The 23547-nt window shown below is 41.3% G+C and carries 16 protein-coding genes and 1 pseudogene; 7 read left to right on the top strand and 10 right to left on the bottom strand.

The features are described from left to right. The first annotated feature begins 25 nt into the window (after nucleotides 1-25). Nucleotides 26-2311 carry an FAD/NAD(P)-binding protein gene (locus tag RMZ42_RS00905; protein WP_322669625.1) on the top strand — a complete coding sequence of 762 codons (2286 nt, stop codon included), beginning with the start codon at nucleotides 26-28 and terminating at the stop codon, nucleotides 2309-2311. Here RMZ42_RS00905 and RMZ42_RS00900 read toward each other — a convergent pair. Next, nucleotides 2308-3231, bottom strand: coding sequence for a GNAT family N-acetyltransferase (locus tag RMZ42_RS00900; protein ID WP_322669624.1), 924 nt, complete (start codon nucleotides 3229-3231; stop codon nucleotides 2308-2310). The genes RMZ42_RS00905 and RMZ42_RS00900 overlap by 4 nt on opposite strands. Before the next feature lie 74 nt (nucleotides 3232-3305). Here RMZ42_RS00900 and tnpA point away from each other — a divergent pair. Continuing rightward, nucleotides 3306-3506: pseudogene (gene tnpA, locus RMZ42_RS00895) on the top strand (IS200/IS605 family transposase); the annotation flags it as partial. 90 nt (nucleotides 3507-3596) lie between these two features. Here the strand turns inward: tnpA and RMZ42_RS00890 are convergent. The 4 genes from RMZ42_RS00890 to RMZ42_RS00875 form a co-directional block, all read right to left on the bottom strand. Further along, nucleotides 3597-4286 carry an SDR family NAD(P)-dependent oxidoreductase gene (locus tag RMZ42_RS00890; protein WP_322669623.1) on the bottom strand — a complete coding sequence of 230 codons (690 nt, stop codon included), beginning with the start codon at nucleotides 4284-4286 and terminating at the stop codon, nucleotides 3597-3599. A 224-nt stretch (nucleotides 4287-4510) separates the two neighbouring features. Next, on the bottom strand, nucleotides 4511-5383 hold the full coding sequence (locus RMZ42_RS00885) for a bile acid:sodium symporter family protein (RefSeq protein ID WP_322669622.1): 873 nt from the start codon (nucleotides 5381-5383) through the stop codon (nucleotides 4511-4513). Between the two features lie 149 nt (nucleotides 5384-5532). Then, on the bottom strand, nucleotides 5533-7917 hold the full coding sequence (locus RMZ42_RS00880; RefSeq protein WP_322669621.1) for a sulfatase-like hydrolase/transferase: 2385 nt from the start codon (nucleotides 7915-7917) through the stop codon (nucleotides 5533-5535). Then, entirely contained in the window at nucleotides 7910-8797 is an 888-nt protein-coding gene (locus RMZ42_RS00875) for a formylglycine-generating enzyme family protein (RefSeq protein WP_322669620.1), read from the bottom strand. Before RMZ42_RS00875 ends, RMZ42_RS00880 begins: the two co-directional genes overlap by 8 nt. Nucleotide 8798: 1 nt before the next feature. Between RMZ42_RS00875 and RMZ42_RS00870 the strand changes: the two genes are divergently transcribed. After that, nucleotides 8799-8927, top strand: coding sequence for a hypothetical protein (locus RMZ42_RS00870; RefSeq protein ID WP_322669619.1), 129 nt, complete (start codon nucleotides 8799-8801; stop codon nucleotides 8925-8927). A gap of 930 nt (nucleotides 8928-9857) precedes the next feature. Here RMZ42_RS00870 and RMZ42_RS00865 read toward each other — a convergent pair. Further along, entirely contained in the window at nucleotides 9858-10205 is a 348-nt protein-coding gene (locus tag RMZ42_RS00865) for a hypothetical protein (protein WP_322669618.1), read from the bottom strand. Between the two features lie 1142 nt (nucleotides 10206-11347). Between RMZ42_RS00865 and RMZ42_RS34600 the strand changes: the two genes are divergently transcribed. From RMZ42_RS34600 to argJ, 3 genes are all read left to right on the top strand, one after another. Then, nucleotides 11348-13324: a PAS domain S-box protein gene (locus RMZ42_RS34600; protein ID WP_416211780.1), complete on the top strand. Its 1977-nt coding sequence runs from the start codon at nucleotides 11348-11350 to the stop codon at nucleotides 13322-13324. Between the two features lie 18 nt (nucleotides 13325-13342). Beyond that, nucleotides 13343-14857 carry a response regulator gene (locus RMZ42_RS00850; protein WP_322669617.1) on the top strand — a complete coding sequence of 505 codons (1515 nt, stop codon included), beginning with the start codon at nucleotides 13343-13345 and terminating at the stop codon, nucleotides 14855-14857. A 168-nt stretch (nucleotides 14858-15025) separates the two neighbouring features. Beyond that, nucleotides 15026-16189, top strand: a complete 1164-nt coding sequence (gene argJ / locus RMZ42_RS00845; RefSeq protein ID WP_322669616.1) for a bifunctional glutamate N-acetyltransferase/amino-acid acetyltransferase ArgJ — start codon at nucleotides 15026-15028, stop codon at nucleotides 16187-16189. A 607-nt stretch (nucleotides 16190-16796) separates the two neighbouring features. Here argJ and RMZ42_RS00840 read toward each other — a convergent pair. Genes RMZ42_RS00840 through RMZ42_RS00830 form a run of 3 tightly spaced genes read right to left on the bottom strand, consistent with a single transcriptional unit; the run spans nucleotide 16797 to nucleotide 20555 of the window. Beyond that, nucleotides 16797-18986, bottom strand: a complete 2190-nt coding sequence (locus RMZ42_RS00840) for a xanthine dehydrogenase family protein molybdopterin-binding subunit (protein ID WP_322669615.1) — start codon at nucleotides 18984-18986, stop codon at nucleotides 16797-16799. A 41-nt stretch (nucleotides 18987-19027) separates the two neighbouring features. Continuing rightward, nucleotides 19028-20020, bottom strand: coding sequence for a xanthine dehydrogenase family protein subunit M (locus RMZ42_RS00835; protein WP_322669614.1), 993 nt, complete (start codon nucleotides 20018-20020; stop codon nucleotides 19028-19030). Further along, nucleotides 20007-20555 carry a (2Fe-2S)-binding protein gene (locus tag RMZ42_RS00830; protein ID WP_322669613.1) on the bottom strand — a complete coding sequence of 183 codons (549 nt, stop codon included), beginning with the start codon at nucleotides 20553-20555 and terminating at the stop codon, nucleotides 20007-20009. Before RMZ42_RS00830 ends, RMZ42_RS00835 begins: the two co-directional genes overlap by 14 nt. Before the next feature lie 571 nt (nucleotides 20556-21126). Between RMZ42_RS00830 and RMZ42_RS00825 the strand changes: the two genes are divergently transcribed. Beyond that, a complete protein-coding gene (locus RMZ42_RS00825) occupies nucleotides 21127-22317 on the top strand; it encodes an FAD-dependent oxidoreductase (protein ID WP_322669612.1) in 1191 nt (396 codons plus the stop codon). 421 nt (nucleotides 22318-22738) lie between these two features. On the opposite strand, the gene RMZ42_RS00820 is transcribed toward RMZ42_RS00825, so the two are convergent. Beyond that, on the bottom strand, nucleotides 22739-23248 hold the full coding sequence (locus tag RMZ42_RS00820) for a DUF6174 domain-containing protein (RefSeq protein ID WP_322669611.1): 510 nt from the start codon (nucleotides 23246-23248) through the stop codon (nucleotides 22739-22741). Nucleotides 23249-23547 lie beyond the last annotated feature (299 nt).

Below are 23547 nucleotides of genomic sequence, written 5' to 3'. Positions count from 1 at the left end.
TTGATTGATTCTAACTAAGATCGCCATGAACCCTAGTTTTTTAACTGCCCATACTCCAACCACGATCGCTATTGTTGGCGGAGGTTTTAGTGGTTCTCTAGTCGCTACCCACCTATTGAAAACTGCCAGTCAACCCCTCACCATTAAGCTGATTGAGCGTAGCGATCAAATTGGCAAGGGAATCGCTTACAGCACAGATACCAACTGTCATTTGCTGAATGTATCGGCAGGTAACATGAGTGCATTTGCTCACGATCCAGGGCATTTGTTACGTTGGCTTCAACACAACCGAAATGAGTTAACAGTATTTTTTTCAGAAGAAGTAAATGCCAGTACCTTCATACCTCGTAAGGTCTATGGTTTATACATTCAATCGGTTTTAGCAGAAGCAGAAGCCACAGCGCCTAGTGATGTGCGACTAGAACGCTTCACCGATGAAGTGGTAGGGGTACAGCCTGAAGAAAAAGGCGCAATGATTTCTCTACGTAGTGGTCGCTGTTTTGCCGCAGACAGAGTTGTGTTGGCATTGGGGAACTCACCTTCTGCACCCCCCGCCATTCAAAACGCAAACAGTAATGATGATTATCTGCGGAATGCTTGGTCAGCCGATGCCTTAGCAGACCTTGATGCTGATGCACCTGTGTTGCTAATTGGTACGGGACTGACGATGGTGGATATGGTTTTATCTCTGAGCGATCGCCAACATCGAGGTAAAATTTATGCTGTGTCCCGACGAGGATTATTTCCCCTAAAACATCAAGCGGCTCAACCTTATCCCTGCTTCTTGACGCTAGAAAATTCACCAAAAAGTGTACGTGGCTGGTTACGTCGGCTACGTGCCGAGGTGGAAATTGCTGCTACCCAAGGCTACGACTGGCGAGCTGTAATTGATTCTCTGCGTCCCATAAATCAGAAAATCTGGCAAAAACTACCGACTGAAGAACAGCAACGTTTTTTGCGTCATCTGACACCCTATTGGGATGTGCATCGTCACCGCATTGCCCCAAGGGTGGCGGATGTTGTCACTGAAATGCTGGATTCTGGTCAACTCACCATTGCTGCCGGGCGGATTAGGGAATATCAAGCTTTGCCGGATAGTGTAGCTGTTACCGTGTGTCAGCGCAAAACCCAAACTAATAATATCTTGCACGTCCACCGGGTGGTGAATTGTACAGGAGTAGCAGCAGATTATCGCCGATCGCCTCATCCTCTGATTACTGATTTGCGATCGCAGAAATTAATTCGCCCCAATACCATCGGTTTAGGATTAGATACAGATACCCACGGTGCTTTATATGCAGCAGACGGTAATGTTTCGACGCTGTTTTATACCTTGGGAACTCCGCGCAAAGGCGACTTGTGGGAAACTATCGCTGTACCAGAATTACGAGGACAGGCGCAGGAACTATCTAAGACGTTGTTGCAATCGCTACCAGTGCGTGCGCGCCCTATTCCAACGATGCCTTTGTTAAGCGATGGCAGTGCAGAGATACCGCAATCAACTTTTCTATTTCGGCAATTTTTTGACCCTGCAACTAGTAGTTATACTTACTTAATTGGCGATCGCCAGACAGGAGATGCTGTTCTAGTCGATCCTGTATTAGAGCAAGTTGACCGCGATTTGGAATCATTGGATGAATTGGGATTAAAGCTACGCTACTGTCTAGAAACTCACCTCCATGCCGATCATATTACAGGGGCAGGCAAACTCAGGCAAAAAACAGGCTGTGAGGTGATTGTTCCCCAGAATACTGCTGTGACAAAAGCTGATCGCTCCCTTGTCGGTGGCGAAATCCTAGAGGTGGGATCGGTAATCATCGAAACAATTTCTACGCCAGGTCACACCGCCAGTCATATAGCATATTTAGCGAACAAAACCCATCTGTTAACTGGTGATGCCTTATTTATTCGTGGTTGTGGACGCACAGATTTTCAGGGAGGCGATCCTGGAACTTTATACGATGTAGTGACACAACGCTTATTCACCTTACCAGATGATACTTTGGTATATCCTGCCCATGACTATAAAGGACGTACAGTTTCCACCATTGGCGAAGAAAAGCGGCTTAATCCCAGATTTAGCGATCGCAGTCGTAGTCAATTCATTACCATCATGAATAATCTCAAATTGAGTTATCCCCAAAAGATGAATGCAGCTGTACCTGCGAATGAATACTGTGGTGATTTTATTCCTCAAGAAAGTTTAGACCAAGCTACAAGTTCGACAACAGATGAAGAACAGAAACAAATAGAACTCACAGTTATGACTAATACAGAAATTTACAATGATTACTTTGCTATGTATATCTAGAGCAGATTAAGCTTCCCCGCACGCTTCGTGACGGGGATTTCTGAAGAGTCCACAAAAGAACTTAAATTCTGTTTAAGTCCTGTTACTTCAAAGCACAATTCATGCCAATCACCCAATGGCTGATAACCAATTTCCTGGTAAATATGATTAGATATCGGGTTTGCTAAATCTGTAGATAGGAAACAGAATCGATATCCCTGGTTCAATAAAGTCTGACTCAAAGCTGCTACGCAAGCACTAGCGTAACCCAGGCGACGATACTTTGGTGGTGTGTACACCATATTTACTCGCGCACCATTGGGCGTTAGTCCACCACGACAAGCAATTGAAACCGGGACTTTATCCTGCCAAAGATAAGCAGTACCTTCCTTCAACCGATGTTTAGCCCAGCGTTCTGCTTCTGAGTCAATCTCGCCAAGGGTTTCTAGAGAAAAAGCTTCATACCAGTTTATCAAAAGTGTGCGATCGCTTTCTGTTGCTTGTCGTAAATAACCTGTAGCTGCGGAAATATGTCGTACTTTTTCCAGTTTAAAGGTACGCAACGCTAACTTTAATTGGTAAGATTGACCAGTTAAAGAATGCCAAGCTGAAGCAAAGGCTTGGGCTTCATCTACGGGAGCATTAACTCCCGTCAGTGATGGATAGGAAACAGATAAATTTTGAGCAAGTAGCTCTACTGCTTTCAAATCTTCAATCTGTGAGAGTAATAATGGGCGGGGTGGCGTTCTAATTGCTACTGCGACAATATTATTATCTATTTCCACAGCTGCCAAGTATGGAGTTTCTTCATAGCGTTCAGGATTGTGAATCAAGCTATTGCTAATTCCCAGCAGCAGACTATGGATTGGTTCTTGATTGAGCAAATAATCTTTCACCCAGGTATAAAATTGATTAGCATCTTGAAATTCATGAATTTTCATTTTATGTCATTACATTTAATTGTTGGCAATTTGTCATTGTGAGTGCAACAACAAAATCACAAAGTTATTGAGATTGGGTAGAGCATCAGCCAGATATTGCCATAAATCAGATAGTAAAAGCCTTTAAGGGACGCTCATGTTATATGTTGCCTAAAGAGTTCCCGCAATTATTAAAATTGCCTAGCCTATGGACTAATAGTTATTTTTACTTTACTGCTGGACAGGTTTCGGCAGATGTTATCAAAAGATATATCGAAGATCCACATCACGGATAATATTTACGGCGAATAAATTCGCCTATTCGCCTTCCTCAACTGCCTTAAGTCAAGTGGCTTCCGTGCTATTCGGCGATTTTCTTGTGAAAATCAAAATTTTTCTACCCAAGGTCGCAATTCAACTTCCCAAGTCCAAGCATTGCGAGGTTGGTTCAGAATGTTCAGGTAAGTTTGAGCGATCGCATCTGGATCGAGTAAACTATCTGGCCGATCGTCTGGTTCTATCCGGGTAGCAGAACGAATTCCTCCATCAATCACAAAATGCGCCACATGGATATTCTGAGGAGCCAATTCACGGGCAATGCTTTGAGCCAAACCCCGTAAAGCAAATTTACCCATTGCAAACGGTGCAGACTGAGGATAACCCTTAACACTGGCGGAAGCACCTGTAAAAAAGATCGCTCCCCCACCCGCAGCTAACTGACGTTTTGCTGCCGCTTGTGCTACTAAAAAGCCACCATACGCAGTAATTTCTAATGTTTTGGCAACATCGGCTGGGTCAAGTTCCACAAATGAACCCCGAACGCGCCAGCTAGGATTATACACAACTAATGTTGGTACTCCTAGCTTTTGTTCGACATCTGTAAATAGTTGTTCAACTTCATCTAGTTGAGAAGCATCAGCAGTAAAACTGACGGCTCCAATTTCATCAGACAATGCTTTGAGCTTATCAATTTGTCTTGCTGCTAAAGCAATAGTAAAGCCTTCTTTTGCCAATAAACGGGCTAGTGAGGCACTGAGTCCACTACCAGCCCCAACAATTAATGCAATATTTGCCATACCCTCAAGTTCTCCCTTGTGATTTGAACCATAATTTGACCAAAGGCTTACGAAATACTTCAAAAGCAGTTAGGACATTCCCCCTTTTCGAGCTTGCTTGTGATTGAACCATCTGCTACCTCACATGTAGTTTTTTATCTGATGTAATATTTGTGTATCTAATACATAATACGGTAAAACTATTGACTTAGCGTATTTTCCAAGCACAGTTCTTAGGGAGGGTTTCAACCTTCTACCTGTTCTATCTCTACACCCGTTCCTTGGTCTAATTCTATGAACTTTGGCCCGGCGATCAGAACTACGATCATCATTAAAAGACTCGTCACCATGATGATGCTCACCACGCTGGGATCTTCAAAATTACTTGTAGCTACTAATAATGCTGCGGCAAAATTACGTTGAGCTGTTCCTACTCCTAGCACTCGTTGGGTATCGATACCAGGACCGCCCAAAAGATAACCTACGCTAAAGGAGAAGACTATGAAAACAGCACAAACGAAAATTGCACCTGTTTGTAATAAGCCAATGATATCGTTAGTGTGAACTATCAGCCTGACTACTAAACCTAAAAGTAATCCAGCATTAGATAATTTGAACAAAATCGGCTGAATAATGGGAGCGATCGCACTCAATTTTGCTTTGATGAATAACCCAATGATCAATGGGCTGACCATCATTAACAATAAGGGTTTGGCAATGTCCCAGGAGTTAATTTGCACACCTTCCACCACTAAGGGCAGTACAATCGGCATATAAAAAATTGTGCCCAGCATTAGCAACATCATTAATCCCACCGAGAAAGCTATATTGCCTTTGACTATGTGGGCAAGTTTAGGTAATGCTGGAGGCCCTGATGCTACTGCCATAATCAGTAAGCCATCTCTTAGTGGTTCGCTTAAATGTACTACTTGTAGTAACAAATATACAAAAAGTGGCACTAGCACAAAATTTGTTAGCAGCGATGATATGACTAAACGGAGGTTGCGGAGTGGTTCCCAAATCTGTTGTACGGTGAGACTTAACCCTGCACCCAGCATGGTGAACACGATAAATGTGAAAAGTGCGAGTTTATCGATTAATGACAAGATTTCGTTCATGATTTTTTTTCACGCAGAGTTGCGGAGGGGCAGGGGAGCAGAGGAGCAGGGGAGCAAAGGAGCAGGGGGGCAGGGGGCAGGGGGCAGAGGAGAATAACCAATGCCCAGTGCCCAATGCCCAATGCCCAATGCCCAATGCCCAATCCTTATTACTTCAATTCCAGGGTGACTTGCTGTAAGTTGCCAGTGAATGCAAAGGGTGTTTGGTAAGTATTTACCGCAGGTGTGCCAGTATCTTGACCAACATCAAAGGTTTCATCTAAACCAAATCGGTAGCCTACGGTTTTATCAATGCGACCTTCGGCAACCTGTTGATCGTTGATCGAGAGCTTACCAGTACCACCTGCTCCCGGAGCGCCACCATCATAAGTAAAGTCAAATTTGATTTGGGATTTGCCGATCGCAATTGGTTGGGAAGATTGAATAATTGTGTGATCGCTATTTAACAAGTTGTAAGCAAAGGTGGGTTTACCTTCTTGCAAGAAGAAACTCCAACCCGCAAAACGTCCGCCTTGGGTAACTAAAACGCCTTCAGTACCAGATGAAGCAGCATCCACATCGGCAGTGATGCTAAAGGAGCGATTCTTAATATTGGGAGCGCTACCTTCCGGAATCCCTGCAACAGATGTGTAATAAGTAAAGCTATTGCGTCCTGTGATTAGGTTGGAACGGATTTTGACATCAAACCGTTGAAGTAAGCGATCGTCCAAGGGTAGAACTTTGTATTTCTTTGCTTCCTTCAGAAATAGATTTTGCAATTGCGCTAATTTGTCAGGGTTCTGCTTGGCTAAATCGTTGGCTTCACTGAAGTCTTTAGTAATATCGTATAGTTCCCAATTATCTTCATCGAAGGTAGTTTTCGAGACACGCTCCCAAGGTAAGCGTCCATGACGGGCGGCTGCTACCCAACCTCGATCGTAAATGCCACGATTGCCAAACATCTCAAAATACTGGGTTTTGTGATGGGATGCTACAGCAGGATCATCAAAGCTATAGACAAGGCTAGTACCTTCGATGGGTTGTTGTTTTACACCGTTGACTACCTCTGGTTCTTCAATCCCCACAGCTTCTAGAATGGTGGGAGCAATATCAATTACATGATGGAATTGGCTTCGCAGTCCACCACGATTTTTGATGCGTTCGCCCCAAGCCACAACTAAACCATTGCGGGTTCCGCCGAAGTGAGAAGCAATTTGTTTTGTCCATTGGAAGGGGCTATCCACTGCCCAAGCCCAAGCTGCATGAAAATGATTGAAGGTTTTTGGCCCACCTAAATCATCAAAAGCCGCGAGAACTTCTTGAGGACTTTCTGCTACGCCATTAAAGACTTTTAATTCATTAACACTACCTGTTAAGCCGCCTTCAGCACTCGCACCATTATCGCCAGCGATGAAAAAGACTAAGGTGTTATCCAATTCACCCAGTTGATCGATCGCGTCAATGACTCTACCAATTTGTGCATCGGTATGGCTGAGGAAACCTGCAAATACTTCCGCTTGACGCGCATAAACTTTCTGCTCGGTGGGAGTGAGGGAATCCCAAGCCGGGAGTTCTGCTGGGCGAGGAGTCAGCTTAGTATCGGCGGGAATTACACCAAGAGCTAGCTGACGAGCAAAGATATCTTCGCGTAATTTATCCCAACCTCGATCGAATTTGCCCTTGTACTTGTCGATCCATTCCTTGGGCGCATGGTGTGGGGCATGGGTAGCACCAGTGGCAAAGTAGGTAAAGAAGGGTTTATCAGGAGCGATCGCTTGTTGGGTACGAATCCACTTAATCGCATGGTCTGCTAGATCGGGGGTGAGGTGATAATCAGGGCGATCGCTTGGTTTCTGAATATGTTGGGTATTTTCCACCAATGCCGGACTCCATTGATTGGTATCACCGCCCAGAAATCCATAGAAGTACTCAAAACCTAAACCTGTCGGCCAGCGATCGAATGGGCCTGCCGCACTGGTTTCATAGTCTGGGGTATTGTGCCATTTGCCAAAGGCCGCTGTGTTATATCCATAATCTCGCAATACTTCCGCGATCGTTGCCGCACTTCTAGGTAAAATCGCTGTATAACCTGGATAGCCTGTGGCTAACTCCTCAACCACACCTGTATTCACAGAATGATGGTTGCGTCCCGTGAGCAATGCGGCTCTGGTAGGAGAGCAGAGTGCTGTAGTGTGGAATTGGTTATAACGCAATCCCCTTGCTGCTAGACGGTCTAAATTAGGCGTATCGATCGAGCCGCCAAAGGTGCTGGTTTGCCCAAAACCGACATCATCAAGCAACACCAGCAACACGTTTGGTGCATTTTCTGGAGCCTTAATTGGTTTGGGGAAGTCTGGTTCGGATTCTTTGTAAGTAATGCCAATTTTGCCTTTAAAAGATGGTTGGGGTAATGGCAATTTGTCGCCATAGTCTGCCCAAGCAGGTAGAGGTAAGAGACTAGAAAATATTAGCGTTAGGGCTGTCAAAAAGGCGATCGCGCCAGAAGTTAACTTCAGAGATGCATACAAAGAATCTCTCTTGTGAGGATCAGTCATACAATTTTGGATTTATAGGTAGTGTGCTGTCAGGCAAATTTTTAACTAGCCGAAACCCGATATGAGTAGTTCCCGTATCGGGTGATTCTGACTCCCGCGCCGCCGGACGGAAGCGACTACAGTAATTAGGAGCGCAGAGATACGATCCCCCCTTGATGACGTGTAACTCTGGTTGATCGGGCTTGTTGGGATCAAAGCTTTGATTTAAGGCAATAGGATTAATTTGATCGGATTTGCGATCGTGTCCGACTTGATAGAAATCGGTAGTCCATTCCCACACATTCCCGGTCATGTCATAGAGTCCATAACCATTGGGTGCAAAAGAACCGACGGGAGCAATGCCCAAGTGACCATCGGCTTTGGTGTTGAAAAAGGGAAAAATTCCTTGCCAAGTGTTGGCTCTATGTTCAGAATATTCATTGCCCCAAGCATAGATTGCACCATCCAAGCCACCACGCGCGGCGTATTCCCATTGGGCTTCGGTGGGTAGGGATTTTCCTGACCATTTGGCGTAGGCTAGGGCATCTTCGTAAGCTATGTGAACAACTGGGTAGTTGGATTTGCTAGCGATTGCACTGTCTGGCCCAAAGGGATGTTGCCAATTCGCACCAGTAGTCCAATGCCACCAACTCAGAAAGGAAAGCTTGACATCGGGTTTTGCTATCTCAAATACTAAGGAACCCGGTAATCGCTGCTCATCGGGTAAATCGGGAAACTGTTCTTGAGATAAGGGACACTCTGCAACTGTCACATACCCTGTAGATTTTACAAATTCACCAAATTGTGCATTTGTTACCTCATATTTATCAATACAGAAGTTAGTCACCGTTACATCTCCAGGCGATCGCTCCTCCACAAAACTGGAATTATCAGACCCCATTTTGAATGTTCCTCTTGAAATCATTGCCATACCTTCGGGACAGGGATTGACTGTGGCTGCCAATGCGGTTGTATTGATGAATAAGAGTGCGATCGCTATTCCCGAAATGAATATTAGTGTGAGAAAGTAATGTTTTTTCCCATCTCTAATATTCTCAATTTTGCTAGTTATAATTGAATGCCTGTAGTTCATCAATAAGATTCAACTTTGCTTCAAACTTATATATTTTGGTTTTAGATGAAAAATTCCCTTTTCATCATAGTTATCAGTAAGTTATTTTTCGCATTACATTATTTATTGGGGAAAAATCTATATTTTAATCAATAAATTTTAAGAAGATTTTAAAGGTTTGATACTATGCAGAAACTGTTAACTCTAAACTTAGGTTAATTTACAACAAAGATATTCATTTTTGCTAAAATACTAAAAACCGATTAAGTTACCGATGTTTTATTCAATATTGATAAATTACATCTTGTGAAAAGATAAGTCAAGCACTATATATATTTAGCTACGAAAAAGCTTAACACTACCTCAGTCAGATATTGGTGTAGCCCCAAAACCAGTTTTGATAGTCTTCTTAAACCCAGTTTTTTCGTAAAACTGGAGTACTTCCTTGGTTTGCCTTCCACTTAGGAGCATTACTTTGTAACAATTATGACTCCATGCAGATTGTAACGCAATGTGAGTTCGACAAGCCCTTTTTTGACCTCTCCCCCAACTCCTCTCCGACACGGAGAGGGGAGCCAAAACTGTAGAGGGACAAATTATTTGACCAAAACAACAGATTTTTTGTCAACAATCCAAATTCTTCTATATTGCTTGTTCAAGCAACTTCTATAGCTTCATATCAGAAAGGCTAAAAATCAGATTCCTCTAGAGCGAAGCTTACAAGCTTGAAGAACTTGACAAATTATTTATCGCTGTGGTCAAATAATTCGTCGCAGTAAAGCGAAACGCGAAAAATACAGTACGCGCTCCTTAAGCGCTATGTCCTGCAAGGTAAAATCAGTGTTAAGTACAAGAAAGATGCTATAAAAAAAGATGCATTACGAAAACACTATCTTTTTATAGGGGATGGTGCTAATAATCCTGATAAAGCACCCAAAGAACCAGTTCCAAGAGCGGTTAGAAGTTCAGGAATGTGTTTGTTGCCCTTTGCTTGTAGACCAATTGCACCTATAAGGCAAATTAATACTGTAGAGGTCAGTGTACCAACAATCATGCGGTAAATCCAGGGGTCTGTTTGTATATAGTTTTGTGGCAGATTAAAAGTATTATTTACTGCCTCAGCGTTTTGTTGTACACCTTGCTGACCTTTTGAATCATTGAGAGTTGATGGTTGTTTACTTTCCTCAACTAAAGACTGTGTTTCGACTAAAGAGTTTTTTGCATTCTCTGTACTCATAGTTAGTGCATCCTTTTTATTTAATAAAAATAAGCATTGGAAGTTTTCTATAATTGTTAATCACATTACGATTCCTCTTTTTCGGAAAAGTAGAAACAATCAGCAAAGTTTTTTGGCACTCAAGTAAGATCGCCCCTCTGTCCCTTGTGCCTCGATCGTTGGAGTGGGCTTAATTTTGGGTTTAAACAGGCTCTAGTAGGTTAGCTGTGGATTTATTGGCATCGCTGTAGGGGATTGTAGGGTGTGTAGTATGAGCGATCGCGCCCAATACTCAATGTCTCACTCCAAGATAAGTAATAAGCCATCTGAGTAATGGTAGTAGTCGGTTTTATCGATACAGTGGTCGAAAGTATGATTTCAGTTAACCACCGCCAGTCAATCGCACACCTGCTATCATTGTTAACCCAGATTTACACTTGCCCAGATACCCTTACCATTAGCAATGCCGATAGTTTTGCTGATGTATGGGCTTCTTCATGATGAAAGAGAATCTAGCCATCAACGTTTTCTAAAGTGGGTTTATATTTTTGTAGCTAAAACAACACTAATTTTCTGGTTTTTTACTTACAACACGGAGTTTGTGGTTTGCTACCTGCGCCTAATCTAATGCCAGTTGCTCTGTCTTCAAACCTTGAGAGTGAGCTTTTCCACTTGTTCTGTGCGGTATTAAGGATAAATCTTTAACCGGACACTAGATGATAAATTAATAGTGCTGACCTACTCAAACTGATTTGAGTTAATCCGCAAATACACGTATGCAGCTAGATGAATATTAGATTAGTAGATAACCGAAATATTACTGTAATTTTTGAAGGTTTTTATATATGTAAATGGTTGATTTCAGAGGATATACGGTAACGATAACCAAAGCGATCGCGGTACTTTAATTTTAATAAATCTTATATTATTCAGATTAAAAAACTCAGAAAAGATGACGAAAACAGAATGTAGAAGCTCAAACTAATAATCAATTCTAGTCTAAAACTAGTACGGTAAAATCTGACAAACGCCAAACGTAGTTCTCCTTGAGAATATGAGAGCCACTCTTTAGGTGTATACGCATCTACAAAAGGTCTGAGGCTAAAAACCTCTTCTTTCGCACTTCAGGCTTTGGTGAAGACTTGTGCAATGTGTAGGTTTTTATGATGGAATTTTTAAATAATTTTTTCTCTACTAGCCAGTTTATTCCCCACGGACATTGCTATCTCTGGAAACCAGGATTGGTGTGGTTGCATCTGATTTCAGATGTGTTAACTGGACTTGCTTATTATTCAATTCCAGTGATGCTGGTTTATTTTGTCCGTAAACGGCGAGATATGCCTTTTGGCTGGATATTCTTAATGTTTGGTTCATTCATCGTTGCTTGTGGCACAACCCATTTAATGGATGTATGGACGCTTTGGTATCCTACCTATTGGCTATCAGGGTTAGTCAAAGCTATCACCGCTTTCGTCTCCGTATTAACGGCTCTAGAGCTTATGCCATTAATGCCGCAGGTGCTAGCTTTACCGAGTCCTGCTCAACTAGAGGCTGCAAACTACCAACTAGCAAAAGAAATTGCTGAACGCATACGGACTGAAGAAGTGTTGAGGGAAAGCGAGCAACGCTGGCAATTAGCTTTGCGAGGCAATAATGATGGAATTTGGGACTGGAATGTTAAAACCAATGAAGTTTTCTTCTCGGCTCGCTGGAAAGAAATGCTCGGTTACGAAAACCACGAAATTTCTAACCATTTAGATGAATGCGTGACACGAGTGCATCCGAACGATATTGAGCGGGTGAAACAAGCGGTTCAAGATCACTTTGCTCAGAAAACACCGTTTTACATTACCGAGCATCGAGCTTTATGTAAAGACGGCACCTATAAATGGATTTTAGATCGAGGGCAAGCACTGTGGGATGAAAATGGTAATGTAGTACGAATGGCAGGCTCACATACTGACATTACCGATCGCAAGCAAGCAGAGGAGACACTAAATAGCCTACTTAACCAATTAGAAAGCAAGGTTGAGGAAAGGACAGCAGAGTTAACAAAAATCAACGAATCGCTACAGACAGAAATTACTGAACGCCAGCGAATAGAAGAAGCATTGCGAGAGAGCGAACAGCGATTTCGGGCTGCATTCCATCAAGCTGCTGTTGGCATTGCCCATGTCGCAATCGATGGAAGCTGGTTGTTAGTTAATCAGAAGCTTTGCGATATTCTCGGTTACACACTCGAAGAACTACAGTTGTTAACTTTCCAAGATATTACTCACCCGGACGATCTTAACACTAACCTGAAATATGTTGAGCAGATTTTAGCAGATAATATTCAAACTTACTCGATGGAAAAGCGCTATTTTCGCAAAGATAATTCCTTAGTTTGGGTTAATCTCACTGTGTCTTTAATGCGCGAATCTAGTGGGGAGCCAAAATATTTTATTTCTGTGGTCGAAGACATTAACGAACGGAAAGCCGCGCAGCGCGAACGCAAGCAGTGGGAGGAGCAAATTCAAGCATCACTATTAGAAAAAGAGGTGTTATTAAAAGAAATTTATCATCGGGTCAAAAACAATTTACAGGTTATTTCCAGTCTGCTAAACCTGCAATCTGCCTATATCAAAGACAAAGAAGATTTAGTAATATTTCAAAAAAGCCAGCAACGGATTGCATCAATGGCTCTGGTTCACGAAAAATTGTATCAATCTCAAGACTTAGCAAGGATTAATTTTGGTGAATATATTCGAGATTTGGTAACAAGTTTATTTACTGCTTATGAAGTCAATGAAGATGCGATCGCTTTGACAATAAATACGGAAGATTGTATTTTTCTCGGTTTAGATACAGCAATTCCTTGTAGCTTAATTATCCATGAACTTGTATCTAATTCTTTAAAATATGCATTTACCAAAGGTAGTGATGGTGCAATTAATATTGAAATAAAGAAAATAATTAATAATAATTTAATGCTAATAGTTCGTGATGACGGGATTGGCTTACCACCAAACTTTGATTTTAAAAAACTTGCATCATTAGGATGGGAGTTGGTGGATGCTTTAACCCATCAGTTAGCAGGAAATATAAATATTACAGGCTCTACTGGAGTAGAGTGCCAGTTGACATTTCCTTTAATATAAATAGACAATCAATAAAAGATGACAAGCGCAAAAATTTTAGTTGTGGAAGACGAAGCTATTGTTGCTAAAGACTTACAATATCGGCTTAATAAATTTGGTTATATAGTGCCTGCTATTGCTTCTTCAGGAGAAGAAGCGATTAATATAGCAAGAGAAATATCTCCAGATTTAGTTCTGATGGATATCAAGCTTAAAGGCTCAATGGACGGGATAGAAGCTGCTGAAGAAATCTATAAGCGTTTGGATATCCCAGTAATTTATTTGACTGCTTATGCAGATGAAAACACATTAGAACGAGCTAAGATAACTGAGCCGTTTGCTTACCTGCTGAAACCTTTTAAAGAAAGAGAACTACAAACAAATATTGAAATAACTTTGACTAAGCATGGTTTAGAAAGGCAATTAAAAGCTAATAAAAAATGGCTGGATGCACTTTTAAAAAGTATCAGCGATGGTGTAATTGCTAGCGATTTACAAGATGTAATCACTTTTATGAATCCGGTTGCGGAAAATCTGACTGGATGGAAACAAGAAGAAGCGTGTGGTAGAAATTCCTCAGAGATATTTAATATTGCTAATGGCGAAACTCATAACTCTATTGAAAGTCCGACTATAAAAGTTCTTCAAGATGGTATTATAGTTCATCTCCCCGCAGAAACAATTCTGATTAATAAAGATGGTGCAGAAATACCAATTGATGACAGCGCTGCACCAATTAAAGATGACAAAGATAATATTACAGGCGCTGTATTAGTGTTTCGAGATATTACTGAGCGCAAACGAGCGATTGAGGCGCGTCAAAAGCAAATTGAGCAAGAAAAACTTGTGGTGCAATGGAAGGAGATAAATCAACTAAAAAATGACTTTTTGAATTTAGTTTCTCACGAACTGCGATCGCCTCTGAGTAATATCAAGATGATGATTCAAATGATACAACTATCTAATAATACTGAGGATGCTCAACGCTATCTAAAATTAATGGAAAGCGAGTGCGATCGCGAACTAGAATTAGTTAACGATCTACTAGACTTACAACGGCTAGAAAGCTCATCCTATCCAGTTATTACACCTGATGCGTTGCTCTTACAACAGTGGTTACTTTGGATTATCGAGCCGTTTCAAATTCGTGTTCAACAACATCAGCAAACTCTACAGCCGAATCTCCCTGCAAATCTCCCGCCGCTATTCTCAGATAGCATTAGCTTAGAACGCATTATAGTAGAATTGCTCAATAATGCCTGTAAATACACACCTGCCGGTGGTGAAATTGTCTTAAGTGTAAGTCACAATTCCTCGGAAACACCTGCAAAAACAATTATTACTGTTAGTAATTCAGTAGAAATTCCGGTAATAGAGTTACCACGAATATTTGATAAATTTTACCGTCTACCCAATGCAGATATCTGGAATCAAGGTGGTTCGGGTTTAGGTTTATCTATAGTCCAGAAATTAGTGGAACAATTGCAAGGAAACATTCAAGTAGAAAGTGGCAATGGATGGACTACATTCACTCTTACATTAATTGATTTATAGTACTCAATAATCCAGAAATTGCTATAGCAATCCTAAATGAGATTGCGAAAATTTTTGTTATGCTTGTCCTTAGTCATTTGTCATTACAAAGGACAAATGACCAAGGACAAATGACTAATAACTGAACTTGATATGAGATAATTAAACCAAATTATTAAATATCGAAAAATGTCATTAACTATATCTTCTACACCTCAAGGTTTTAGTGCATTCATCACGAATTTGGGAATACGAGATACAACTGATGATTTTGTATTTATTAAATCATCAGTCCCTTGTGTTGCAGATGGAGTTTTCACTCAAAGTCTTTTTGCTGGGCCAAGTGTTACTATTAGCCGCGATAATTTAAAAGATTCACAAGCACAAGCAATTGTCGTTATATCTAAGAATGCAAATGTAGCTAATGGTTCGGTTGGCATCGCTGATGCTCAAGAAGTTCTGCAATTAGTTGCAACTGAAACTGGAATTGCTGCACATAATATCGCGATCGCTTCTACAGGTGTAATTGGCAGACGTTACCCGATTGAAAAAATCCGGGCTGGTTTATTAGGATTGGGCAAAAAATTGACTGATGCTGATTTTCATGCCGCCGCTCGTGGTATTATGACCACCGATACAGTAGCGAAACTAGCTACACGACAAATAGGAAATGCCAAGTTAGTAGGAATTGCCAAAGGCGTTGGCATGATTGAGCCGAATATGGCTACTCTTCTAACTTTCTTTTTTACTGACGCTGCAATTTCTGCAAATAGCCTTCGTTCTATTTTTCGCTCTACTATAGATAAAACTTTTAATTGCTTGAGTGTAGACACTGACACTTCTACTAGTGACTCTGCTGTGATTTTAGCTAATGGAATAGCTGGTGAAGTTTCAGAACCAGATTTTGCTAGGGCATTGCAAGAAGTTGCACAGGAATTAGTGTTGAAAATTGCACGAGATGCAGAAGGTGCTACTAAAATAATTGAGGTAACTGTAGATTCAGCGATTAACTATACACAAGCTAAAACAGTAGCGAAAGCAATTGTAAATTCCCCATTAGTAAAAACTGCTGTTTATGGAGCAGATCCGAATTGGGGAAGAGTTGCTATGGCGATAGGCAAATGTGAAAACGAACAGCAAATAAATCAAGATAAAGTTGTTATTAGTTTTGATAATGTGAAAGTTTATCCTAGTAGCTTAACTAATGAAAATCTAGAACAGTTACGGCAAATTATGTCTCAAGATAAAGTAGATATTCATGTTAGCCTTAATATTGGTGATGCCTCTGCAACTGTATGGGGTTGCGATCTTTCAGAGGGTTATATAGAAATTAATGGTAAATACTCAACTTGATTAGACTTGTTGCACAAATGCAAAATTTGCCCTCATCCCCCAACCCCTTCTCCCAATTTTGAGAGAAGGGGAGCGAATTTAAAAGTCACTCTTGAGTTGAGGAGTAGGTTGCCACTGGTTCATCAAATTTTTCCTTTGAATCTGTAGTATTTTAAACGAGATACTGTATGTAAAAAATTATTATAAAACGGTGGTTAAACAAAAATATTTTTTATAAACCTAATATTAATAATAATAAATATTGGAATGTTCATCAGAAACATTGCGACATTCCTGACAAACATTGCAATATTCATGGCAAACATCACGATATTAATACGAAATATTGCAACATAACTAATTAGGCGGACATTATGTAATATAATTTCCGCCTAATTACCCATAATAAAAGAACCCCACCCCCAACCCCTCCCCGCCTGCGGGGAGGGGAGACAAAGCACAGCTTTGGCGGGGTGGGGTTCTTCGGGTTTAATAAGCAATCAAGCGGACATGATATTACAGCTATTTTCAGCTAAATAGACCGCGTGGTAGGGGCGCAAGGGCTTGCGTCCCTACAACAGATGTGGTTCAAATAGATGATTTCTGCTGTAATTACAAACCGATTCGCTCACAACAACTTATCTGGTGTAATTGGCAGATCGCGAATCCGCTTACCTGTGGCATGATAAACTGCATTAGAGATGGCAGCCGCTACCCCCACAATCGGCAGTTCCCCTAAGCTTTTGGTTCCTAGTGCATTCACATAAGGATCGGGTTCTTCAATGAATTGCACTTCCATATTGGGGATATCTGCATGAACGGGAATTAGGTAATCGGAAAGGTTAGCACCAACTATTCTGCCTTGATTAGGATCTATGACAGTTTTCTCCATCAGCGCCATACCAATTCCCCAGGTAATTCCGCCGATAACTTGACTCCGCGCTGTCTTGAAGTTGAGAATTCGCCCAGCATCATAAACGCCTACGCAACGTCTAACTTTGATTTCTCCTAACAACTCATCAACTGCAACTTCGACAAATATCGCACCAAAAGAATGTTTGGCATATTGTTGGCTCTCTGGATTGAGTGAGGATTCTTCTGTAACTTCTAAACTTTCTAATCCATGACGGCGCAGAATATCGGTGTAGCTGTCTCGCTTTGATGAGTCTTGTTTTAAAAATATTTGCCCTGACTCAACGGCAATATCTTCTGCTTGCAAGCCGTAAAGCAAAGAATTAGAATCTTCGATCGCCATTTTAATTATCTTATCCCGTGCGGCGATCGCAGTTTGATGCACCGCCGGCGAAACACTCCCAACGGTAATTGAGTTCCCTGTAATCGGGGCTTTGGGAAGATTAGTATCACCTAATTCAAACTGCACTGGTAATCCCAATACTTCAGCAGCTACCTGCGTCATCACTGTATAAGTACCTGTACCGATATCTTGAGTACCGCTTTGTACTTTCACTTCTCCAGTGGCAAAAATTTCTACCTTGACTGATGCAGTTCTGGCATTGGTAGGAAATGTCGCACTTGCCATTCCCCAGCCAATCAGGAAATGATTGTCTCGCATGGAACGGGGAACTGGATTGCGTTGTGTCCATCCAAAAATTTCTGCCCCTTTTTGATAACATTCTTTCAGGGATTTACTTGACCAAGGTAATCCTTTGTGCGGATCGATATCTGCATGATTTCTTAATCTTAGTTCAATTGGATCGATATTTAAGGTGTATGCCAATTCATCCATTGCCGATTCTAAGGCAAACATTCCCGGCGCTTCTCCTGGCCCCCGCATAAAGGTTGGTGTGCCGGCGTTGATCCGTCCCAAACGGTATTTAATTTCCAAATTGGCACAGGCGTACATCATGATTGTTGCTGCACCCACTGGTTCGGCAAAGTCATCAAATACGGAAGTTAAAGATGTCCCAATTTGCTCAATGATAGTTAGTTTACCTTCTTTGGTTGCACCTAGTGTTAGCTGCTGCTGAGTTTCAGAACGGTGGCCGCAAGCAGTGTACATTTGCGATCGCGTTAGCACTACTTTTACAGGGCGTTTTACCTGACGAGATGCGATCGCTGCTAAAATCGTATGCGATCGCAGCAGTGCTTTACAACCAAATCCACCGCCTAAGTATTTGGAGATGACGCGGACATTTTCTTCGGGAATATTCAGAATAGATGCAATTCGGCTTTGGGTTGCAAAAACGCCTTGAGTGGTTTCATAGAGCGTCAAGTTATCTCCCTCCCACATAGCGATGGTTGCAGAAGGCTCTAGGGGATTATGATGTTCTACTGGCGTGCTATAAACTTGCTCTACCAAGACATCTGCCTGTACTTTCCCCGATTCAACATCCCCTCTAGTGATTTTAACTGGCATCATCCCAAAAAATATTGATTCGGGTTCAAATAGCTCTGTATGTGCCATTGTGACTGTCGGAATGGCTTCTTCGTAGATAATTTTTATCTTACAGGCGGCAGTTTCGGCTTCTTCTAAAGTTTGGGCAATTACAACCCCCAGATGTTGACCATCGTAGTAGATATTATGGTCTTTTTCAGTTGACTGAGGTTGTGGAGGCCCAAAGAAAGGTATTTTTACCAGAGATGGGGTTTGCTGGTAAGTAACGACATCTAGCACACCAGGGGAGACTGCGGCTGCGGATGCGTCTATTTGGATAACTTTACCGCAGGCGATCGCGCTTTGAAAAATCACTCCATAAGTTAAATTCTCGATTGGCACATCGGCTGTGTAAGGTGCTTCTCCCGTTACTTTCAGCTTACCATCAACGCGATCGAGTGGTTTCCCAATAATTTTATTCATATCAATTAATTATTACTCCTCTTCCTTGTCCCCTTGTCCCCTTATCCCCTTGTCCCCTTGTCCCCTTCTGCCACAACTGAGAGTGCGCGTACCAAAGCGCGTTTGACTAACTCAATTTTGAATTCATTATGCGTTTGCGGTTTTGCTTCTTTGACGGCTGCTGCTGCTGCGGCTGTAAAGATATCTTCGTTAATTTCTTTCCCTTTAAGAAATTCCTCAGCATCCCTTGCACGCCAAGGTTTGGGTGCTACTCCCCCAAAAGCGATACGTGCTGATTTTATCGTGTCTTGTTCTATATCTAAAGCAACAGCTACGGAAACGAGAGCAAATTCGTAAGAAGCTCGATCCCTTACTTTTAAATAATGTGATTTATATGCAAAATCTGCAACTTCAATAGCAACAATTAATTCTCCAGGCTGTAATAGAGTTTCTTTTGCTGGTGTCTCACCTGGTAAGAGATAAAAATCATCAATTGAAATTCGCCGTGATTGTTCTATTCCTTGGATGCAAAGCACTGCATCTAATGCCGTCAAAGCTACAGCTAAATCGGAAGGATGAACGGCAATGCAATGTTCGCTAGCTCCGAAAATGGAATGCATTCGATTGTTACCTGTAATTGCCGAACAACCTATACCGGGAGTGCGTTTATTACAAGGAAAAACCGGATCGCGAAAGTAACCACAGCGGACTCGTTGCAGTAAATTTCCGCCCACTGTTGCCATATTTCGCAGTTGCGGTGAAGCGCTTTGTAATAAAGCTTGGCTAATTACCGGATAACATTCCTGAATTTTGGGATGAAAAGCTACATCGCTCATTCGAGAAATCGCACCAATGCGGATTCCTTGAGGTTGAAATTCAATATTTGCTAAGGGCAAACTATTAATATCAATTAATATATTCGCTGTTTGGACTCCATCTTTCATTAATCCCAGTAAATCTGTGCCCCCAGCAATAAATACAGCAGTTTTCTCTTGCTCAACTATTGCGATCGCCACTTCTTCTGAGGTAACTTTAGCATAACTAAATGGCTGCATCTTGCTTTTCCTCTAGCACATCTCGAATCGCCGCAATAATATTTGGATATGCTCCACAACGGCAAAGGTTTCCACTCATGTTTTCTCGAATTTCTGCTTCAGATTTTGGTAATTCTTCTAATATCATCCCTACGGCTGAGATAATTTGACCTGATGTACAGTAGCCACATTGAAAAGCATCATGGGTAATAAAGGCTGTTTGCATAGGATGGAGTTTCCCATCTTGTGCTAATCCCTCAATTGTGGTAATTTCAGCACCGATGTGCATGATTGCTAGAGTCATACAAGAGTTAATTCGCCGATTATTAACTAATACAGTACATGCACCACATTCACCGCGATCGCAAGCTTTTTTAGTCCCCATCAAACCCAGCTTTTCTCGCAGTGCATCTAGTAATGTCACACGAGGTTCTATCTTCAAGGAGTAAGATGTATTATTAACATTCAGCGATAATTCTACTTCTTCTGAAGCGAATATTTTCACTTCCTGAGTCAGTGAGTCTGAAGTTCTTGAAGCTAAGGAATTTTCTGCCATGTCTCATGTAGATAATAATTACATCATTTACTATACTAGCGATAAAAGTCTGCGGTTGTTATAGCGTTACTTCCTGACATTTAGAATCGAAGGTAACGGCAATAACGGATGGTAAAAGGCATAAATAGCTAACCTCTCAAGCAATCACTTGTGGGTAATTTACAATCAGCGGCAATGAACTCACTTAAACCAATACATACAGAAGCTGCTTTAAATTTCATCCAAACTCTTTTTCACAATTTTTTTGAATATGAAAATAATACAGTAAGCTTAGTGACCTTACAGGAAGTTTATGAAAATTAAAAGTCAAATTTAATGAATTTATCGCTCAAATAGGCGTAACGGTATTTATTTGCGTTTGTCGAATTAGGAAAAAATGCTGAAGCGTGCAGTTTTTGTTACTCCCAGCAACCGCAAAACAAATTCAGGGTTGATTCTTAAGGAAGATTGACTAAAAAACTATTTAGGAGTCAAAGTAATAACTGTGGATCTAGCTAAAAGATAAAGTTGCCTTCAGACATGGAATAAGTGTATATATTCATGGGAATATTCGGCATTCTGACTTAATAATATGAACACAAACACTCAGAAATTCTCTCAACCCATAGTAGAGAAAGTTGCTATTGTCGGTGCTGGCCCAGGCGGTTTGGCTGCTGCGATCGCACTGAGAAGCCAAGGGATAGAGGTGCAAGTATACGAAAAAGCCCAAGAATTTCGTCCGGCGGGAACTGGACTAGGGCTAGCCCCTAATGGCTTGAATTCTCTAGATGCGATCGCGCCGGGAATTGTCGAAACCCTCAAAAGTTCGGGATGCGAGGTTCACCACACGGTTTTAAAGAGTATTCAGGGAGAAACAATCCGAACTAACGCCACTAAATATTTAGAGCAATACGGACAACCGTTATTAACTATTTGGTGGTATCGTCTACAACAAGTCTTAGCATCGAGATTGCCGTCTGATATTATTCACCTCAATCATCGCTGCATCGGCTTTGAGCAAGATGCAAAGGGTGTGAAAATTCATTTTGATGGCAAAAAATCGGTAGATGCAGATTTGCTGATTGGGGCTGATGGCGTTAACTCTGTCATTAGAGAAACTTTATTTGGCGAGGGTAAGCCTAATTATATCGGTAGTATGTGTTGGCGTGCCGTCATTGAGTATCGCCACGAGCTATTTAATGACTATGACCTAGTTTTTGCCAAAGGCAATCAACAGTTTATGTACCTTTTGAATGTGGGTGGCGGCTATACCAGTTGGATTAGTCGCAAGTTCTCGCCTGAGTACTCCCTTTCGCACAGCGCTAATGAAGTGAAGTCTCGTATTCTCAATGAATTAGCCGACTGGGATAAATCCTTTCGGGAGGTGGTAGAAGCGACACCAGCCGAAGAAATTTGGGAAGGGCCGATTTGCGATCGCCCACCGTTAACTCAATGGAGTCAAGGCAGAGTCACTCTCTTAGGCGATGCCGCTCATCCAATGGCGCCTGCAATGGGACAAGGAGCCAATACCACTTTTGAAGATGCATACCAACTACGAGAGTGTTTTTCTGATTCAGCTAATCTGCAAGAAGCTCTGACTAGCTACGAACAGTGTCGCATCGAGCGGACAAAACTCATTCAAGCTCGTAGTGCCTTGGGTGAAATGCGGTACTACGACATTAACACCGTGGCATCTACTGGGCAGACGCAAGAGCGGCAAATGAGTATGAATGATGATTTTCACAAATGGGTGTACGACTTTAAGCCATCTGTAAAAAGTTAAATTCTAGTCTGGTATTAGTAAAGTTACTGCGATCGCAACTACTGCATAAACTTAGAGCAAGCGCTAATCTTATCGAGTAATTTGAGACTAGCAGAAGTAACTGTTTTTAGTCAAGCCCTCAAACACAATAAATTCGTTGAATAATTGAGAATTCGTCGCACAAAATCAATATAACTTAATCAAAGTGTTAATTTTTATGAAAAGCTAATAGCTATCCAATACAGTTCAGAATGAGCAACAAAATCCAGATGTAGAGACGCGATTTATCGCGTCTTGAAAAACCATTATCTACACGAATGACCTTTAACTCAAGCGTATTGGATCGCTATTAGCTTTTTGGGATAAATTGAAGTATTAAATCTCGCTTTGGAGTTGCTAATTTACCCCTATTTCCGGTCGAGATGAAGCGCAAGTAATCAGTTTAACGTCTAGTTTTCACTTCCTGAAAATTCTCGATTGTCAAAAAGATTTCTTCATCAGCTATTTGACTATTGTAATCGATATTAATTTTAGTTGGATAGCCAAGTTTAGCATTGTATTCTACATCCAGGTTGAATGCCTTACGGTTGATAGCATCTTGAATCACATTAAAGAGTTCGGGAATTGTGTCATATTTTTGAAAGAATTCTGGATTAACTGGTTGACCTGTAGCTACAGAAGTGACTGAAATTGGTTGACCATTACGTACTTGAATAACTACTGGCCCTCTAGCATCTGGTATGCAGAAGCAACTGTTGCTAACCGTAATGCGATAGTTAGAAATATTTGCCTGCTCCCACAAACGCTTATTAAATTTCAATCGTCTTGAATTCAAGCTATTATTCGTTTGCGTTTGATATTGTGCTTTCTCTGCACTAGTTTCGGATATAGCTGGTAGGTTCATACTTAGAGAAAGCAATAGTGTTGCACTGATAATGATAGGTAAACGCATATTAATCGATTTATTAGGTTACAAAATCTTTCTATTATTAGAGTACAACAAAATTTAAGTCATTTACAATATTGTGTTTAAATATATTTTATTTTTCATTAAAGTTCATCCATAATCTGACTTTCAAGACATAAATTAGGAACTTTTTCGGAATATTTTTGATCGCCTAAAATTGCCTCTTTTTCCAAAGCAATGTCTACGGCTGACTACGCCTTTGCAGCCTCGTACTTCATGCAAAAGAAAACTGCTGTATAATCCTCCCCATATTTAAAGTATGAGGAGGATTCAATTATCTTTAA

The sequence above is a fragment of the Nostoc sp. DedQUE05 genome, from assembly GCF_034530955.1.
In the GTDB taxonomy this organism is placed as follows: domain Bacteria; phylum Cyanobacteriota; class Cyanobacteriia; order Cyanobacteriales; family Nostocaceae; genus Nostoc.
Note: the sequence above shows the minus strand (reverse complement) of the source record. Positions and strands in the feature narration are given on the sequence as shown.

Coding starts and splice junctions, on each gene's coding strand:
- RMZ42_RS00825 (WP_322669612.1), top strand. CDS start 21,127: ATGAACACAAACACTCAGAAATTCTCTCAACCCATAGTAGAGAAAGTT.
- RMZ42_RS00885 (WP_322669622.1), bottom strand. CDS start 5,383: ATGAACGAAATCTTGTCATTAATCGATAAACTCGCACTTTTCACATTT.
- RMZ42_RS00830 (WP_322669613.1), bottom strand. CDS start 20,555: ATGGCAGAAAATTCCTTAGCTTCAAGAACTTCAGACTCACTGACTCAG.
- RMZ42_RS00820 (WP_322669611.1), bottom strand. CDS start 23,248: ATGCGTTTACCTATCATTATCAGTGCAACACTATTGCTTTCTCTAAGT.
- RMZ42_RS00900 (WP_322669624.1), bottom strand. CDS start 3,231: ATGAAAATTCATGAATTTCAAGATGCTAATCAATTTTATACCTGGGTG.
- RMZ42_RS00840 (WP_322669615.1), bottom strand. CDS start 18,986: ATGAATAAAATTATTGGGAAACCACTCGATCGCGTTGATGGTAAGCTG.
- RMZ42_RS00890 (WP_322669623.1), bottom strand. CDS start 4,286: ATGGCAAATATTGCATTAATTGTTGGGGCTGGTAGTGGACTCAGTGCC.
- RMZ42_RS00850 (WP_322669617.1), top strand. CDS start 13,343: ATGACAAGCGCAAAAATTTTAGTTGTGGAAGACGAAGCTATTGTTGCT.
- RMZ42_RS00875 (WP_322669620.1), bottom strand. CDS start 8,797: ATGGGGTCTGATAATTCCAGTTTTGTGGAGGAGCGATCGCCTGGAGAT.
- RMZ42_RS34600 (WP_416211780.1), top strand. CDS start 11,348: ATGATGGAATTTTTAAATAATTTTTTCTCTACTAGCCAGTTTATTCCC.
- RMZ42_RS00835 (WP_322669614.1), bottom strand. CDS start 20,020: ATGCAGCCATTTAGTTATGCTAAAGTTACCTCAGAAGAAGTGGCGATC.
- RMZ42_RS00905 (WP_322669625.1), top strand. CDS start 26: ATGAACCCTAGTTTTTTAACTGCCCATACTCCAACCACGATCGCTATT.
- RMZ42_RS00880 (WP_322669621.1), bottom strand. CDS start 7,917: ATGACTGATCCTCACAAGAGAGATTCTTTGTATGCATCTCTGAAGTTA.
- RMZ42_RS00865 (WP_322669618.1), bottom strand. CDS start 10,205: ATGAGTACAGAGAATGCAAAAAACTCTTTAGTCGAAACACAGTCTTTA.
- argJ (WP_322669616.1), top strand. CDS start 15,026: ATGTCATTAACTATATCTTCTACACCTCAAGGTTTTAGTGCATTCATC.